At 76.1% G+C, this 17562-nt stretch carries 7 protein-coding genes; 1 reads left to right on the top strand and 6 read right to left on the bottom strand.

What is annotated here, in order from left to right; all coding sequences use genetic code 11:
- The first annotated feature begins 415 nt into the window (after positions 1–415).
- A complete protein-coding gene (locus tag OV079_RS26175) occupies positions 416–979 on the top strand; it encodes a hypothetical protein (RefSeq protein ID WP_267771635.1) in 564 nt (187 codons plus the stop codon).
- Here the strand turns inward: OV079_RS26175 and OV079_RS26170 are convergent.
- From OV079_RS26170 to OV079_RS26145, 6 genes are all read right to left on the bottom strand, one after another.
- Positions 894–5549 carry a hypothetical protein gene (locus OV079_RS26170; protein WP_267771634.1) on the bottom strand — a complete coding sequence of 1552 codons (4656 nt, stop codon included), beginning with the start codon at positions 5547–5549 and terminating at the stop codon, positions 894–896. The genes OV079_RS26175 and OV079_RS26170 overlap by 86 nt on opposite strands.
- Positions 5546–9673, bottom strand: coding sequence for a hypothetical protein (locus OV079_RS26165; protein WP_267771633.1), 4128 nt, complete (start codon positions 9671–9673; stop codon positions 5546–5548). Before OV079_RS26165 ends, OV079_RS26170 begins: the two co-directional genes overlap by 4 nt.
- A gap of 86 nt (positions 9674–9759) precedes the next feature.
- Positions 9760–11058, bottom strand: coding sequence for a hypothetical protein (locus OV079_RS26160; RefSeq protein WP_267771632.1), 1299 nt, complete (start codon positions 11056–11058; stop codon positions 9760–9762).
- 74 nt (positions 11059–11132) lie between these two features.
- Entirely contained in the window at positions 11133–12560 is a 1428-nt protein-coding gene (locus OV079_RS26155) for a hypothetical protein (RefSeq protein ID WP_267771631.1), read from the bottom strand.
- Between the two features lie 819 nt (positions 12561–13379).
- Positions 13380–14036: a hypothetical protein gene (locus OV079_RS26150; protein ID WP_267771630.1), complete on the bottom strand. Its 657-nt coding sequence runs from the start codon at positions 14034–14036 to the stop codon at positions 13380–13382.
- Complete coding sequence (locus OV079_RS26145; protein WP_267771629.1) at positions 13949–16219, bottom strand: hypothetical protein; 2271 nt, start codon at positions 16217–16219, stop codon at positions 13949–13951. The genes OV079_RS26150 and OV079_RS26145 overlap by 88 nt, the downstream gene beginning before the upstream one ends.
- Positions 16220–17562 lie beyond the last annotated feature (1343 nt).

The following is a 17562-nucleotide window of genomic DNA, read 5'->3' as shown; positions in this document are numbered from 1 at the left end:
CTCTACATGTCTCGAAGGACATGTGACGCGAGGCGGGGGCGACGAGACCCCGAGAGGCGAGACGAAGGGGACACGGGGGCGCCCGTCATGTCGCTCGCGCCCGTCCGTCAGGGAGGCGGGATGATGTTGAGGTTGTTGCAGAAGACGGCGTCGAAATGGCCGACGACTTCACCCGTGAGGGCGCCGACGAGCCGCGGCGGGTCGTCCGGATCGGGCACGTGCCCTCGGTCGCACCCTCCTCCAGGGGCCGGGTGACGCAGGCGACGAGGACGAGCGACCCGACAAGACTGCTGCGCATCACTTGATGCGATACATCGCCGCACGCGACCAGTCAATGACGCGACCTCGCGCCTCGACGCCGCCGAAGATGCCGCGAGGCTCCACGTCGTCGGCAGAGTGCGGTTAGAATCCGCGAGTGCCGGCGACTTGTCTCACCGCTTCGACTCGACTCGGCCTCTTCCTCGCCCTTTCGGCGTGCGGGCCCGGCCCCGACTCGACCACCGGGACGGACGGCACGGACACGGAGACGAGCTCCGGCGCCTCGACGACGTCCGAGGGGATCACGGGCACCGGCGCGATCGAGCAGCCCTACGCCGCGGAATTGGTGTACGCCAGCATGGACTCGATCTCCGGGTGCAGCGTGGACACCAACGTCGCCCTCCGGATCCGCGTCACCGCCCCGGATGATCAGGCGATCGACACCGCTACGTTGACGTCCGTGAAGTTCACGGGATGGTGGAGCTCCGGCGAGCTCGCCGTCACCGCCGAAGACCTCCCGGTCGCCGCGGGCACGACCGCCGAGCTGACCTTCCGCCTGGCGCTGGACGGCGACGTCGTCGGCGTCTCCGACTGCGGCAGCAAAGAACTCCCGTCCCCTCCGGTCGTCGCTGCCTTCACGATCGCCGGCGAGGACCTCGAGCTGACCGCTTCCGGTTCGCTCGGCTGCGGCTTCGACGAGCCCCCCGACAGCGGGTGCTGAGCGGGCGGGTCACGGGGCGCCGCTGCGCTGGCGGAGGCCGCGGATGAGCCAGCCGCCCTTCGCGCGGCTGTCGAGCTCGCGCATGACTGCGGCGGCGCGGGCGTGGCTGATGCGGAGGCAGACGAGGTCGCGCATGACCTGGCGGGCGATGTAATAGCGGCGGGCGCCGTCGAGGAATTCGACGCAGCTCTCGAGCCAGCCGAGCCACTTGTCGTGGCGACCGCCGCGGGCGGGGCCGGCGGACAGGTCGGCGACGCGGGTCTGGTGGAGGGCGCGGGCGCGGCCGGCGGCGAAGCTCTGCAGCTCGGCCTCGCCGTCGTAGGCGATGCGCTGCTCGAGCTGGGCGGCGACCAGGCCCGAGTCGATGAGGCCGGGGTCGGCGGGCTGGGCGAGCCGCTGCAGGGCCTGGCGGCGCACCTCGGGCTCGGGGCTGGCGAGGGCGGCGAGGTTCTGCTGGGCGATGTCGAGGGCGGTCCAGCGGTAGACGAAGTCGAGGCCGGTGCCCTTGATGTTCTGGGTGCCCATGAGGATCGCGCGCACCCCGGGCGGGACGGCGAGGGCGCAGCGGAGGATGACCTGGTCGCCGGTGGTCAGCGGGTCGACGACGACGTCGATGAGGTCCATGAACAGGCTGCGATAGGCGTCGCGCACGGCGGCGTGGACGAGGCCGTGCGGCGTGCCGTTGCCCTCGGCGAAGATGGCCTCGACGCGGGCCTTGAGGCGCACGCACACGGCCGTGCGCGCGAGCTGGCGGAGGAAGTGATCCGCGACCTCCTGCGGGCTGGCGAGGCGCACGCACTCGGGCGGGTCGCTGTCCTCGAGGACATCCGCCGACTCGACCAGGCCGACCAGCCACGGGCTCAGCTCGTTGCGGACGATGGTAAGCACCTCGTCGAGCGCGATGCTGGCGCGCGGATCTTCGCTCAGGTAGGGCGCGCAGCGGCGGGCGATCTCGTCGCGCACGCCGGCGAGCGAGCGGCCGGCGCCGTGGCCGTAGATCACCAGCTGGCCGGGCAGGGCCTCGGGCGCGACCGGGCGCACGCGCGCGAGCAGGCGGGCCAGGCGCTGGTGGGCGCGCGCGGCCGGCTGGCCCATCGGACAGGTCGTCGCGCGACACGATCTCCTGGGCGGCGAGGAAGCCCTCGAGCGCCTCGCGGATGTAGCCGACCAGGCCCTGGGTGTTGGTGCCGATCAGGACGTGGCGGTCGGCGGCGACGTCTTCGACCAGCAGGCGGGCGAACACCTGCGAGCGGGCGACCCGGTCCTCGCGGTTGTTGACGACGGTGATGACGTAGTGGTCGGGCTCCTTCTCGAGGTCGAGGCGGTCGCAGCCGGTGCGGCGCCAGTTCGACAGGAAGCCGGCGCGCTCGTTGGCCGAGCAGCCGTTGATGAACTCGAGCGTGCGGCCGGCCATGCGCGCGGGGCCGTAGCGCTTGAGCACGCCGAGGTCGGGGACGACGTGCTCGGCCATGGTGGCGATCGCCAGGGTGCGGTCGAGGCCGAGGTGTTCGGCGAGGCGGGCGACCAGGGCGACGTTGCGCGGGTGCTCCTCGTAGGGGATGAGCGCGAGCAGGTCGGCCGGCAGCAGGTCGCCGGCGAACTCGTCGATGGCGTCGAGGTCGCTGCCGCGGCGGCCGGCGGCGTCGCGCAGGACCGGCAAGAAGTTGATCTCGCTGGTCACCGTGCGCGCGCCGGTCGGCACGAAGCGCGAGATCACCTCGGCCACGTCCATGCCCGCCGGGCCCTGGATGTCCTCGTGGTCGGGGTAACAGTTGGTGATCGTCGCCGCGTCGTCGCGCATCCAGTGGTGCTGCAAGATCTCCACGTAGGCTGGATTGAGCGCCATGCACTCCCACAGGAACACGTCGCTGCCGGTCTTTGCGGCCAGGTTGAGCAGCGTGCGCTGCTCCCAGATCGTCGCCTTGCCGTACGGGCGGAACGTGTAGATCTCCATGGCCTGGCCGCGCGGCTGGGCGTGGATGAACATGGCCTCGCAGCCGGTGGTCTTGGCGAACACGCGGTAGCCGAGGCCGTGGAACAGGCCGGCCTTGAGGCGCTCGGTGCCCGACTTGCCGCGGGTGCCCCAGCCGCCGATGACGAGCGGGATGGCGGCGCGGTCGCGGGCGATCGCGCGGGTGCGCAGGTAGGTGCCGACGAACAGCATCGCGGCCAGGGCGGCGAGGAACAAGGCGAGCGCGGTCTGGCTGCTGCCGCTCAGGGTGAAGATGTCCGCGAGGACAGGTTCGCCGAGCTCGGGGACCTCGAGCGGGACGCCGAGGAGGAGCGCGCCGAGGCCGGTCATCGCCGAGGCGGCGGCCGGCTGCGGGGCCGAGACGGCGCGCGCGACCTCGGCGGTGACCCGCACCGACTGGGTGACGGGGATGTCGACGCTGGTGTAGATGGGCTCGGCGCGGGCCTCGTTGGCGCCGAACAGCTGCAGCAGCTGCGACGGGGCGGTGCGGGCCAGCGAGGCGCCGGGGGCCGGGTGCGGCACGAAGTAGAGCTCGACGCCGTACTGCTCGCGGAGGACGCGGGCGTAGGCGGCGCGGGCGGCCGGCTCCTGGGCGTCGAGGGCCTGGCGGCGCAGCTCGGCGAGCTGGGCGTAGCGCAGGCTGAGGCGCAGGTGGGCGGCGATCCGCTGCCACAGCGGCCGGTGCCAGCGCAGCTCGGTGGTGCCCTGGCTGCTGACGACGCGGACGAGCCGCGGGCGCAGCACGGGCAGGCCGAGGAGGTCGTCGACCAGCGGGAGGTGACGGCCCCAGCCGCCCTCGCGCTCGCTGTGGACGCGCTCGCCGGGGACCTCGGTGGCGACGACCTCGTGCAGGCGGCCGGAGTGGGCCCGCAGGTCGCCGCGGAGGACCCGGCCGCGCACGTGCGAGAAGCCCTGGCGCTTGTTGGGGCCGGGGTGGCGCAGCTCGTGCCACAGGCGCCACAGGCGGGCGCCCCAGCGGTCGCCGCGGCGCAGGAAGATGCTGTCCTTGCGGACATGTGCGTCGACGCCCCAGTCCTCGCGGGTGAGGGCGGCGAGGATCCGCCCGAGCCAGGCGGCGTCGCCCGGCGGCGGCAGGTCGGGCCGCCGCAGCGACACGCGGACGGCCTTGCCGGGCGGGGTGCGGGCCAGCGCCTCGGCGAACACGCCGGTCCAGGCCCGGCGGGCGGGATCGAGGGCGCTGTCGATCGCCTGCAGCGCGGCGGCGGCGGCCTCGTGGACGACCGGCGGATGATCGTCGCGGGTGGCGATCCGCGCCAGCACGGCGCTGAGCTGGACGAAGTTGCCGGGCTCGGCGTGCCATGTCCCTTCGGCCATCTTGACGATCTCGGCGCAGGCGATCCGCAGCACCAGCGGCGAGGCCTCGTCGGCGAGGAGGGTGGCGAGGGCGGGGGCGTCGGTCGGGCCGCGGAGCAGGCCGCGGAGGGCCGCGGCGCGCACGCGGGCGCTGCCGTCGCTGGCGAGGATCGTCAGGAGGGCGGCGCCGCGGGGGTCGATGGGGCGCACCTCGACGGCGGCGGCGCACAGGGAGATCCGCACGTGCTCGCTGGCGTCGTCGACGGCGTTGAACAGGATGTCGACGCAGCGGATCGGGTCGCGGCCGCGGGCGGCGCGGCGGGCCAGGAACTCGACCACGAGGGCGCGCACGAGGAAGTCGCGCGGGCCGCCGCGCGGGGAGATAAGGCGCGCCTCGGCCAGCTCGAGCGCCTCGGCGGTGGGGGCGTAGCCGCGGTGCTCGCGGCGGGCCCCGGCGCGCAGGCGCAGCTGCGGGATGGCGAAGCGCGAGCCCTCGGGGGCGTCGAGCGAGACGCGGTCGAGCAGGGCGAGCGCGGCGGCCTGGACCCACGGGTGCTCGGCGGAGTCGCCGGCGCGGCCGCGGGCGGCGGTGGCGAGGCGGAGGTCGAGGTCGAGGTCGAGCTCGTGGGCCTGGCCGGCTTCGGCGAGGCGGTCGAGGATCGCCGCCAGGGCCTCGAGGCAGGCCAGGCGCAGGGTGAAGCGCGGCAGCCAGGTGAGCTGGCTGATCAGACAGGGAAACACCTCGGCGCGCTCGTCGTAGGCGACCTCGGCCGTGGCGGCGCCGACCAGGCGCACGGCCAGCTCGATCTGCTCCTCGAGCAGGGCCTGCTCGGCGGCCAGGCGCTCGCGCAGGGCGTCGTGGTCGAGCCAGCGGCCGAGCGCGCGCAGGTCGGCCTGGCGCTCGCGAAAGCCGCGGGCGTGGCGGCGGATCGCCGCGGCCAGCACCGCCTTCTGGGTGCCCGGGTCCTTGGCCGCCAGCGCGGCGGCCACCAGCTCGGCCTCGCGCGACTGCAGCAGCGCGTGCTCGCGGCGCAGGACAGTAATACAAAGACATGTCCTTGGGACAATGTCCTTGAGGGCATGTTCGGCGACGAGGGCGCGCCGGGCCGGGGCGCGGCGCAGGCCGGCGAGCTCGAACAGGTCGGGCCGCAGCTCGGGCGGGACGTCGGCGCTGGCCGCCAGGCGGGCCGCCAGGGCGGCGGCCGCACGGGCCCGCAGACGCGCGGTCAGGGGGTCGAGGGGGCGGAGGATGGCCTCGGTGATCGCGTCGATGATGGCGGTCATGGTGTCGGCTCCTGGCGCCACATGCGGTGCTCGCGGGCGGCGCGGAAGGGCATCTCGAGCGGTCCGAAGTCGCGCAGGCCACGACCGAGGGGCAGGTCGAGGCGCAGCCACAAGTCGAGGCCGTTGCGCGCCGGGTAGAGGGTGGAGAGGTAGAGGTTGTTGCGGACGCCGAAGGCCAGGCGCACGCCGTCTTTGAGCCAGATGCCGACGCCGAGGCCGGCGAGGATCCGGCTGCGCAGGTAGGTCTTGTCGCGGTCGGGGTCCTTGAGGCGGATCGAGGCCTCGTAGTCGAGCGCGAACTCGGGGACGACGCGGCCGTAGAGGGCGAGGACGCCGACGATGCCGGCGTGCATGCTGACCTGGTCGACGCTGCGGAAGTCGCTGTTGGGCACCATGTCGGCGCCGACGACCACGCGCGCGTCCTGCCAGGCGACCACGCGCAGGTCGAGGGTCGGCCGGAACACGAAGGGGTGGTCCTCGACGTACCACTGGTACACGCGCGGGTGCAGCTCGCCGCGCGGGAAGGCGTTCATGCTGTCCAGCGACTGGTAGCGGTAGGCGAGGTCGAGGCCGGGCAGCAGCTGCAGGCGCGGGGCCAGCCAGGTCGGGCGGTCGATGCGGCCCTCGCCGCGCAAGCTCCACGGCTGGACCTGGTGCTCGGTCTGGACCAGGCCGGCGGCGCTGACCCACGCGCGCAGGCCGGCGCGCGGGAAGAAGGCCTGGAAGCTGAGGCGGCCGCCGGCGACCAGGGCGGTGTCCTCGCGCGGGCGCAGCTCCGGGTTGACCTCGATCCACAGGCGGCGCGCCAGCAGCTCGCGGGCGTAGCCGAGGCGGACGATGCCGGAGGCGCGCGGGCGCAGGTCGTCGCTGTCCTCGAGGTCGTCGGTGCCGAGGTGGAGGTCGACGTACGGGGTGCCGAACTTCTGGACCTGGCGGTCGGGCGGCGGCACGGCGGCGGGCGGGTGCGGGATCGGTGCGGGCGGGGCTGTCTCTTCGGTCAGGCGAGGCACGCGTCGCCGCGGCGGCCGCGGCGGGACCGGCTCGGCCTCGGCGTCGAGGCGCTGGTGGACGCGCACCAGGGCCGGGCCGACGCCGGGGGCCAGGCGCATGCGCAGCGGGCCGGAGTCGGCCAGGGTCAGGACCTGGATCGGGGGGTGGACGGCGAGGTCGTCCTTGGTCTTTTTAGACAGGCCCGATGGAACATGTCCCGAAGGACTGCCGAGAGAGCGGGCCGGGCCGAACGGCTCGCTGCCGCGGGCGATGGCGACGCTGACATCGGAGGCGGGGCGGCCGTGGACCTCGATCTGGACGGTGGTGGGGCCCAGGACGATGAACTCGACCGGGCGGCGCGGGCGGGCGACGTGCCAGCGGTCGGTGCGCGCGACCTGGCGGGCCTCCGGGCGGCGCAGGCGGGCCAGGCACAGGTAGGCGTGGCTGGCGTCGTCGAGCTCGAGGGTGACGGCGTCGCGGGCGGGCACCGCGAACTCGGCGAGGGTCAGCGTGTCGGCGGCGACGGCCTGGGTGTGCAGCAGCTCCTCGCCCATCCAGAAGCGCACGGTCGGCGCGACGCCGCCGAGCTCGGGGCGGACCTCGCGGCACCACAGCTCGAAGCCGAGCGCGTCGTGACCGCGGGCGAGGTCGATCAGCACGGGCACGCCGGGGCGCAGCATGAGGGCGCCCTTGGTCGGGAACGGGGCGGCGAGCAAGGCGGCGCGGGCGTCGGCGGTGACGGTGGCGGGCGCGGGCTGCTTCGGCAGGTCGACGTGTTCGCGGCTGCCTCGCTCCTCGCTGAGGATCAGGTGCGACCAGCGACTGCGCTCGCCGGCGATGTTGGCCAGGCGGTCGAGGTAGGGCGTGCGGATCGCGGGGCGGACGCGCAGCGCGAGGCCGTACGCCAGGCCGGCGCCCTCGGGGCTGGTGGTCGGCTCGTCGAGCGCCGCGAGCGCGCTCTTGATGCCGGCGAGGCCGACCTGCCAGCGCTCGGTGGCGGCGTAGACGCGGTGCCAGGCGCGGAACGCCTCGGCCGGGCGGGCGGCGGCGTCGAGCAGGGCGGCCCGCAGCGCCAGCTCGGCCGGGTCGGCGGGGAGCCGCGCGGGTGTCTTGAGGGACAGGGCCTTCGGGGCAGGTGATTGGGGACCGCCGCTCGACGGCTTCTCCGACATGTCGCTTCGGACATGTCTTTCGTCGCCGGGGGCGCGGGGGGACGATGTCTTTGCGGACATGTCGATCGGGACATTCGTTCCATCGACGTGGGCCGGGGTATCGCCTGTCTTTTCAGACATGGCGCTGGGTGCAGGCGCGCCGAGGACGGCGGCCCCGACCGCGGCGGGCGACGCGGGCGCCAGCTCGTCGAGGAGCGCGAGGCCGGCGGCGGGCCCTGCCGCGCGGGCGCGGGCGGCCGCGGGGGCGAGGCGGGCGAGGGCGAGGTCGTCGAGGCCGGCGGCCGCCAGCGGCGGGGCGATGAGGGCGGGGACGTCGGTGGTGACGTCGACGTGGCTCGGGGCGCCGAGGGCCTCGATCCGGCGCCCGAGGGCGACGGCGCGGTCCTGCAGGCCGGGCGGCAGCGGGTGCGCGGCGACGCGGGCCCAGTCGGACAGGGCGTAGGCCCGCTGGTCGAGGTCGAGGAGGGCGCCGGCGCGGACGATCAGCAGCTCGGGGTCGTTCGGGCGCTCGAGCAGGGCGCGGCTGGCCCGCTCGAGCGTGGCGGTCGGGCTCTCGGGGCGCGGGCTGTCCGCGGGGCCGGACGGCATGTCTTTCGGGGCATGTCCTGCGGGGCCCGCGGCGGCGAGCGAGGTGTCTTTCGGGGCATGTCCCTCGGGACCTGCCCCGGCGGCGCTGCCGGTGACGCCGGCCGCGACGGTTGATGTGTCTTTCGGGGCATGTCCTTCGGGACTGGTCGCGGCGGCGCCGCCGGGGACGCCGGCCGCGACGGGTGATGTGTCTTTAGAGGCATGTCCTTCGGGACTGGTCGCGGCGGCGCTGCCGGTGACGCCGGACGCGCCGGGCGATGTGTCTTTCGGGGCATGTCCTTCGGGACCTGCCGCGGCGCCGCCGGTGGCGCCGGTCGCGGAGGGCGAGGTGTCCTTCGGGGCATGTCCTGCGGGACCTGCCGCGGCCTCGTCCGCGGGCACGGGCTCGCGCAGGCCGGGGGCGCGGACGGCCGCGGACACGGCGACGGCGGGGCCGCCCTTGGCCACGAGGACCTCGAGGGCGCGGGCGCGGAGGTCGAGGGGGATGAGGACGCTGGTCGGGGGGCCGACGCGGGGGCTGCCGTCGAGGGGGATCGCCGCCCCATCGACGGGGCGCAGTTCGACGCTGAATTGCCGGCGCAGGCCGGTGTCGGTCTTGAGGGTCAGGTCGACGCGGGTGGGGGTGTCGCTGTCCAGGGCGCGGATGTCGACGCGGGCGTGGGCCGGCTCGCCGGGGAGGGCGAAGCGGGCCGCGTGTTCGGCGTCGGCGCGCCACAGGCGGAGCAGGCGGGCGTCGGGGGCCCGCGGGGGCGTGGGCGCCAGCGACGACCACACCTCGCTGCCGCTGGTCCCGGCGACCGTGAGCGCGTGCGGCCCGGGCGGCAGCGCCAGCTCGAGCAGCTCGAGCCGGGCGAGCGGCAGGGTCCGCCAGCGCTCGTCGTCGACGGTCACGGTCAGGCTGGCGTCGGTGCGGGTGTACAGCCGCAGCAGCGCCGGGCGGCCCGGCGCCTCCGGCAGCGTCGGGGCCATGACCGTTTGCACATGTCCGTTCGGCCAGGCCCACAGCGACGCGCTGGTCGGCGCCCGCAGCGGGTCGGGCGGGAGGTGCTCGATCCACACCAGCGGCGACGGGCCCTCCTGGCTCGGCAGCAGCAGCGACCAGCGCGTCGCCTGCCAGTGGTCGCGGTAGGCCGCGCGCAGCTCGGCGTCGTAGGGGTCCTGCCGGCGGGCCCGCTCGAACAGCGCCAGCATCGGGCTCGCCAGGGGCAGCGGCGGGCCGTCGAGCATGCGGGCCGCGGCCGCCAGCGCGCGCGCCGGGGCCTCGCTCGGGCGCGGGCCGAGCAGGCGGCGGGCGAGGCCGGCGTCACCTGTCCCTTCGAGCAGCTCGATGCCGGCGGCGCGGCCACGGGCGGCCAGCTCGCGGTCCTTGACCATGTCGGCGGCGCGGGCGAGCGACCACGCGAGCTGGCGGCGGCGGGCCGGCGAGAGGTCGTCCTGCTGCGCCTGCAGCCAGTCGAAGGTCAGCGCCAGCGGGGCGAACCGGGGCGCTTCAGGCTCGGCAGCGGGCGGCCCGCGACCTGGGCCAGCAACGCGCCGACCAGCGCGGCCCGGGGCGAGCGCGAGCGGGCGAGGGCGCGGTGACCGGCGCGCAGCAGATCGTCGGCGCCCTCGCGGCGCAGCGCGGTGGCCACCCGCTCGAGCGACTGGCCGACGCGGACCTGCAGCAGCGCGGCGTCGCCTTCGACCTGCAAGCGGTAGGTGTGCTCGCCCGGGGCCAGCGGGATCGCCAGGTCGCGCTCGGGGCCGCCGACGCGGCACGGGGTGGCCTCCGGCGCGCACGGGGTCTCGGGGGCGAGGCGCTCGCGGACGAGCCGGCGGCCCTCGGCGTGCACGGAGATGCTGGCCTTCGGGTCCTGTCCCAGGAGCCTGGCGGAGATCCACGCGACCCCGGGGCCGGTCATGCGCAGGTCCCAGCTGCGGCCGCCGGCGCTGCGCTGGAACGGGCGGCCCTCGAGGTCGACCGCGGCGGCGCCGGGCAGCGGGCGCGGCGCGGTCTCGAGGGCGAAGGCGGGGCGCCCCGGCGGGCGCATGGCGGTGATCCGCTGGACCGCGGCGGCGCCGCGCCAGGCCGTGACGGCTGCCTGGAGGGACATGTCCTTCGGGTCACTCGCGCGCAGGGCCGCGGCGACCGCGGCGTCGGCGAGCAGCTCGCGGCGCAGGTCGGCGAAGCTCGGCAGGTCGGGCAGCGGCGGCGGTGGGCCGCCGCGGTCGATCCACTCGAGCACCGCGCCGATCACGTGCTCCCAGATCAGCTCGCCGGTGCGCGGCGCGGGGGCGAGGGCGGTGATCCGCGTCGGCTCGCCGGCGCTGACCAGCCACTCGCCGGGGCCGCCCGGCGGATGTTCCAAGAGCCATGTCCCCGGGGCCACCTCGAGCGCCGGCTCGAGCACCGCGGCGCGGCCGGCCGCCTCGGCGCCGGAGCGGCGCCAGAACTTCAGCGGCGCCGGTCGCCCGGCGCCGCGGACGGGCTCGGCGCGGACCTGCAGGACCGCGAGGGAGCCCAGCCGGATGATCGCGCCGGCCTCGGGCCCGACGACAGCGCTGGTGGCGGTGGCCGCCTCGGGGGTCGGCGAGGCGATCCACGGCGCGGCGCCGGCCAGCGCCACCGGCACGACCTCGACCGGGCGCCACTCGACGCCGGCGCGCACGGCCGGGTCGGCCAGCGGCGCGGCGGCGCGACCGGGCCGGGCGCTGGCGCCGTGGGGGAACAGCGCGACGGCGGCGAGGAGCCACGAGGCGATGCGGAGAGGGGTGGACACGGTGGTGCTCCTGGAGGGAGGGGCCCAGAGCGACACGAATGATGAGAGAATGATCAATGTCCCGAAGGACAGGTCTAGAGCGGGCGCTCGGGCGGGCCGAGGCCGAGGATCTCTTCGGGGTCGCGGAGGTCGGGGCGGAGCGCCTCGGCCAGGCTGGCGAGGGCCCTGGCGTCGCGCTGGATCCGCCGGCGCAGCTCGTGCGACAGCTCGAGGTGGACGAAGCGGGCCGCGCCGCCGCGGGCGCGGATCAGCCGGCCCTGCGCGTTGGCGGTGGCGCCGAGGCGGGTGCGGTCGTCGGGGAACAGGGCGACCTCGATGCCGAGGGCGCCGCGCAGGCGGTGGGCGACCTCGCGGGTGCGGCCGGTGGCGGCGACGCGGTCGCCGGCGCTGACGACCGCGGCGGGGCCGAGCGGGTCGTCGTCCTCGCTGAAGCCGTGGATCTGCACGACCTCGGCGCGCGGCATGACGTCGAGCGCGGCGGCGGTGGCGATCGAGAACAGGTGCTCGGGGTTGTGGCAGGGGTCGGCGGGGGCGGCGTCGCGTTCGCGGCGCTGGCCGTCGGTGTCGAGGTAGCGGTGGACCGTGTTGACGAACAGGGCGCGCGGCCAGGCGTCGCCGCGCAGGGCCAGGGCGAGGGCGATCCGCTCGGTCCCGAGGTCGTGGAAGGCGTGCGGGGCCTGCAAGATCACCGGGCGCTCCTCGGTCGCTGCGGGGCCGTCGGCGACGCGCACGAGGTAGGCGCCGCCGCCGGTCTGGCCCGTCCGCGGCTCGACCGCGGCGAGCAGCCGCTGGCCCGAGACGTACCAGGCGTGGACCTCGAAGCCGGCCGCCCACGCGACCTCGCCGAGCGCCTCGGGCTCGGGCGTGGGCGTGGCCAGGAGGTCGCGCATCAGCGCCTCGAAGGCGGCCGTCCGCTCGGGGGTCGGGGGGACGTAGAAGGGCGGCGGCGGCTCGGTCCACAGCCGGTATCGGAGCTCGGTGGGGTCGATCATGGTGTAGGCGTCGAGCGGCTGGGCCGGCGGCCGCGGGCGCCCGCCCGTGAGCGCGGCCGAGGCCGGCTGGTCTTCGGGACCTGCCCACGGGGGCATGTCCGAACGGGCAGGCGAGCCGGCGCGGGCGGTGTAGCGGGCGTCGTCGGCCTGGGGGTCGGCGCAGTCGCAGGCGCGGCCCTGACAGCCGGCCGACAGCGCGAGGAGGAGGGCCCAGCCGCGGGCGAGCGAGGCGGCGGAGGCGGGCTCCGCGGGCTGGGCGGCAGGGGCGGCGGGCGGACGGACGGGCTGGGCCGCGGGGGCCGCCGGCGGGCGGGCGGGCCGCGCCGCGGGAGCGGGGGGCGGGCGAGTGGCCTGTCCCGAGGGACATGCAGAGGTGGCAGGCGGGCGGGCGGCCTGCTCGACCGGAGCGGTGGGCGGGCGAGTGGCATGTCCTTGGGGACATGCCGGAGCCGCAGGCGGGCGAGCGACTTTCCCGGCCTGTCCCGAGGGACATGCAGGGACCGTGGGCATGCGGGCGAACACCTGCGAGGGGGCGGCGGGCGGGCGAGCGGCGCTTCTCGCCGGGGCGGCGCGCGCGGCGGCGGAGGGGGCGGCAGGGTCCGGAGGCGCGACGGGCCGCGGCGGCCTGGCGGCGTCGGCAATGATGTGTCCTTGGGGACAGGTGAACACAGGGACGGCGGGCGGGCGAGGGGCGGGTCGCGGGGCCTCGGCGGGGACCACGGCGAGGGCGCAGATCTGTCGCGCGTGCCGGACCGCGGCCGGAGACGCGGGCGGACGAGCGGCGGGTCGCGGGGCCTCGGCGGCGGCGGCCGAAAGGGCGTGGATGTAGCGGGCGTGGCGGGCCGCGACCGGAGGCGCCGGCGGGCGAGCGGCGGGGCGCGCAGCGTCGATGGGGTCAGGAGGGATAGGTCCTGAGGGACATGTTTCGAGCGCGCGGGTGGCCGACTGGGGCGCCGTGGGCGAGAGATAGGGGCGATTCGAGGGCGCTGTTTCGGGCGGGCGTGCGCGCGGTCGCGGGACCCCGGGGACGGCAGGCGCGAGCGGACCGCCGGCGGGACCGTCGGTGGCGCGAGGAGGGATAGAGCCCGAGGGACACGCCTCGCGCCGGCGCGCGGCCGGCTGCGGCGCGGCGGGCGGAGAAGCGATATGTCCTGAGGGACATGTGCTTTCGGGATCGCGGGTGCGGTCTTGATATGACCTGAAGGACATGTGTTCGATGCGTCATCGACATGTCCGTAGAGACATGTGCGACGAGGCGCCGCGAGCAGCGTGTCCTGCAGGGCGTGCTCCGCCAGACAGGGGGCGGCGCCCGGTTCGGAGGCGAGGGGTTCAGTCGTCATGGCCGGGCTCGAGGTCGGTGGCGGCGCCGTGGCTTTTCGGGGCCTCGCGGAACAGCCGCAGCCACACGGGGGCGCCGCTGTCGCGGGTGAAGGTGACGGAGTGGCGGCCGGCCGAGAGGTCGTCGCCGAGGCGGATGGTGAAGGTCGTGCGCTGGGCTTTGACGGGCGTGTCGCGGTCGGTCCGCAGCAGCTCGGCGCCGGAGTCGGGGATCAGGGCGACCGAGAGCTCGGCCTGCGAGACGTTGACGCCGCGGGCCGAGTGACGCTTGGGGGCGCCGCCGTCGATCGCCACCCGCAGCGAGGTCGCGGTGGTCGGCGCGCCCTCGAGCCAGTAGACGACCACGTGCAGCGCCTCGACAACGCCGGCGCGCTTGGGCACGTCCACGGTCATCGAGTTGTCGGCGAGGCGGTAGATCTGGCGCGCGGTGTAGATCGGCGCGCCGGACAGGGTCGGGCGGTTGACGAGCAGGCGCACCGGCTCCGGCCCCGAGTTCCACAGGAGGGACACGAGCCCGCCCTTGGGCCGCGCGATCCGGCGGGTCTCGGCGCGGGCGGTGATCAGCCAGTCGTCGTCGACGTCGTTGATCCGCAGGGCGATGTCCTGGCCGAGCGCGCGCACGCCGGTGCCGATGGCGTGGTAGCGCATGCGCGTCGGGCGGGCGAAGCCGCGGCGGAGGTCGATCTTCTCGACGACGCCCGGGCGCAGCACCGAGACCTCGCCGGGGCCCCAGCGGCGATGAACTCGTCGCGGCGCGACGGCGGCACGAGCTCGAGGATGTCGAGGCGCTGGACCCCGCCGCGCGGGTGCGCGGTGATCCACGGGCCCTCGGTGGTCGGGCGCGGCGGCTCGTATTCGCGGCGGATCTGCGCCTGCAGCGGCATCACCTGGCCGGCCGCCCGCCGCAGCGCGTGGTCCTCGGCGCGCAGCGGGAACCACCGGTCGCGCCGGCGCGGGGCGTAGCGCCAGCGCTCGTCGTCGACCACCACCTGGTCGTAAGGCCAGACCCACGGCGAGCCGCCGACCTCGTCGGCCGGCGGCGGCAGGACGGTGCGGACGTCGAGCAGGGCCGACGAGCCGCCGGTCAGCTGCAGGCGCACGGCCTCGGGCGGAGCCAGAAGGCGCAGCGAGACCGGCTCGCTGACCGGGCGCTCGGCGAGGGCGAGGCCGAGGGCGGGCAGCAGGGAGGGGACCTGGGCGTCGTCCTCGTCGCCGCCGCCGGCGGACTCGGCGAAGAACGACGAGGGCGGGCGCACCCGCTCGAACAGCGACAGGCCGGTCGGCTCGGCCAGCAGCTCCTCGACGAGGATCACGCGGCCGCGGGCGTCGAGGAACTCGAGGCCGAGGCGGACCGGGACGACGGCGCCGAACGAGCGCACGTCGAAGCGCAGGGTGCGGGTGTAGATGTCCTTCGGGCCAGTCAGGTTGAACGACAGCGGGGCGACGTCGGGGCCGATCCGGTAGAGCGGCAGGGTCCGCAGGTCGACGGGGATCAGCGCCGAGGGCGGCGGGGGCGGGGCGGCCAGGGTGCAGGCGGCGCGGTAGGTCAGGCGGGCATTGGCGCAGCCGCTGCGCTCGGTCTCGGCGGGCAGGCGCAGGGCGGCGAAGGTCGACTCGCGCGCCGCCTCGAGGCCGATCTCCTCGGTGGTCGGGTGGCGGGCGCCGTCGCTGGCGACGACCTGGACGTCGGCCGCGCCGACGGCGGTGGACAGCTCGATCGTGGTCCAGCCGGCGGTCAGCGGGACGGCCTGCTCCTGCCAGGCGTCGGTGATCGGGATCGACAGCAGGGACACCGGCGGGGCCGGCGGGGCCGGGTCGGGGCCGGCCGGGAACGGGCCCAGCCAGCGCGTGCGCACGGCTATCTCTTGGGGCATGTCCGTCGAGACAGTCGCGGTGCCGCGCGTGCGCACGGTCGCGGTGCCGGGTCCGAGCAGGTGGACCACCGCGGCCTGGCCGGGGGCGATCGCCAGCGCCGGCGGCTCGGGCGGCGGCGGCGCGGGCGGCGGGCCGGCGGCGACGTAGATGCTCTCGCCGCGGTAGTCGACGCCGGCGCGGCCCTCGGCGGGCATGCGCTCCCACGCCTCGGCCTCGGCGTGGGCCCGGTGGGCCTCGCGCAGCGCGTGCCACGGGAGGAAGGTGGAGGCCGCCAGGCGGGCCTTGCCGAGCGCGGCCTGGGTGGCGCTGCGCCGCAAGCTCTCGCCGGCCAGGCCGAGGTCGACGCGGCGGTGGACGCGGACGAGCGCGCTCGGGTTGTTGAACGGCACGGCGATCTTGTTGCCGTCGCTGCCGAGGATCCCTGTCTCTTCGGACAGCCGCAGCTCGAGCGTGGAGGACGGCGGGCAGCTCGGCAGCGACAGCTCGAGGCCGGCGCTGTCGGACAGCTCGTAGCGGTGGTCGGCGGCGAACGCCGCCTCGTAGATCCACCCGCCCTCGCTGAAGCCGGCCTTGGTCTGATCGGTCCGATCGGACAGGTGGCGGCGCCACAGCACCTCGCCGTCCGGGGCGCGCAGGGTCGCCTCGATGCCGAACGCGTAGCGGCGGGTCGGCACGTAGGTCTGGCCGCTCGGCAGCACCAGGTGGGCGCTGACGCGGACGAGCTCGGGGCCCCCGGGCAGGCGGAAGCGCGGCCCGTGCTCGGGGGTCAGGACGTAGGCGATCATGCGCTCGCTGGTCGCGGTGAGCATGTCGTCGGCGGCCTCGTCCTCGACCGCGGCCGGACCGCGCGTGGCGAGGACCACGGCGGTGAGCAGGGCGACGAGGGTCGGCAAGGCCAGGCGACGGCTGCCGTGGGCGGCGCCGGGGGGCCGCAGGGCGGGGTCGAAGTGGGTCATCGCTCCTCCCCGTCGACCAGGAGGGTCCGGTTGCGCCGCCACAGCGCCGGGCCGACCGCGCGGATCTTGCTCGGCACGACGGTGCGGCCGGGCAGCGCCGGGCCGAGCCAGACGAGCGCGCAGCGGCGGTCGGCCCCGGTCTCGCACAGCGACAGGAAGCCGCGCCCGGTGGTCCGCCCGAGGCCAGCCTGCAGCCGCAGCCCGGGCTCGGCCAGGACCAGCCGCAACCAGTGGAGGTTGTTCGACTCGGCGTAGGCCTCGACCTGGGCCAGCGCGGTCATGAAGTCGGCGGCGCCGGTGGTGACCGTGGCGGTGCCGGGCTTGCCGCGCGCCTCGGCCTCGCGCGCCTCGGCCCGGCCCGACTTGCGCGCCGGCGGCTCTTCCTTGACTGTCCCTTTGGACATGACCGTTCGGACATCCACGACGCCGGGCGCGGCGCCGCCGAGGGCCATCGCCGCCTCGTCGCGGACCCACGCGCCGCTGCGGCCGGTCGGGACCAGGTCGAGCGCCGACAGCCGGCGGAGGTCGAGGCACGGGTCGCCGAGCGCGTAGACGCGGCGCAGCGCCGGCGGGAACCATAGGATCGCCGCGGCGTCGGCGGTGAAGGCGGCCGAGAAGGCGATCAGGGCGTCGCGCACGCCGACCAGCGCGGCCAGCTCGGGGGCGTCCTCGAGCAGGCGCCAGCGCGGCACGAACGACAGCGGGCCGGACATGGTCAGCATGTCCGAGAGGACAGGCGGGAGCTCGCCGACGCCGGCGCGCGGGCGGCCGATCGCCAGGGCGTCGGCGGGCGCGCCGGGGCGGGCCCCGAGGCCGCGGATCTGCACGATCGTGCGCGGGGCCCCGGCCTCGTCGGCCGACAGCGCCTGGTGCAGCGCCTGCGCCGGGGTGAACGCCGACATGCCGGCGCCCGAGCGGCTGATGGCGATCAGCAGCGCGCGGCCGCTGGCGGCGCTGAACAGCTCGGCGGCCAGGCGCCAGGTGCCGGCCTCCTCGGGCACGCGGATCGCCTCGATCACGAGCTTGGACGGACCTGTCCCGAGGACCAGGATCTCGCCGCCGGCCACGAGCGCGCGGCAGGGCCGGCGCGAGCCGCAGTCGCGCAGCTGCCACACCTCGGCGTCGACCAGGCGGGCGAAGCGGGCCGCGAGCGCGCGGTCCTCGGTGAAGCCGTGGATCAGCGGCTCGGCGACGTGGCGCTCGAGGAAGGTCAGCTCGGCGACCGACGGCGCGGCCAGGCCGCTGTCCGGCCGCTCGCTCCACGCCCGCACCTGCTCGGCGAGCCACGGCATCAGCGCGGGGGCGCTGCGGATCTCGGGGGCGCCCTGCAGCAGGCTGGCGCG

Source organism: Nannocystis pusilla (genome assembly GCF_026626665.1).
GTDB lineage: Bacteria > Myxococcota_A > Polyangia > Nannocystales > Nannocystaceae > Nannocystis > Nannocystis pusilla.
This window is presented reverse-complemented; position numbering and strand designations above follow the sequence as displayed.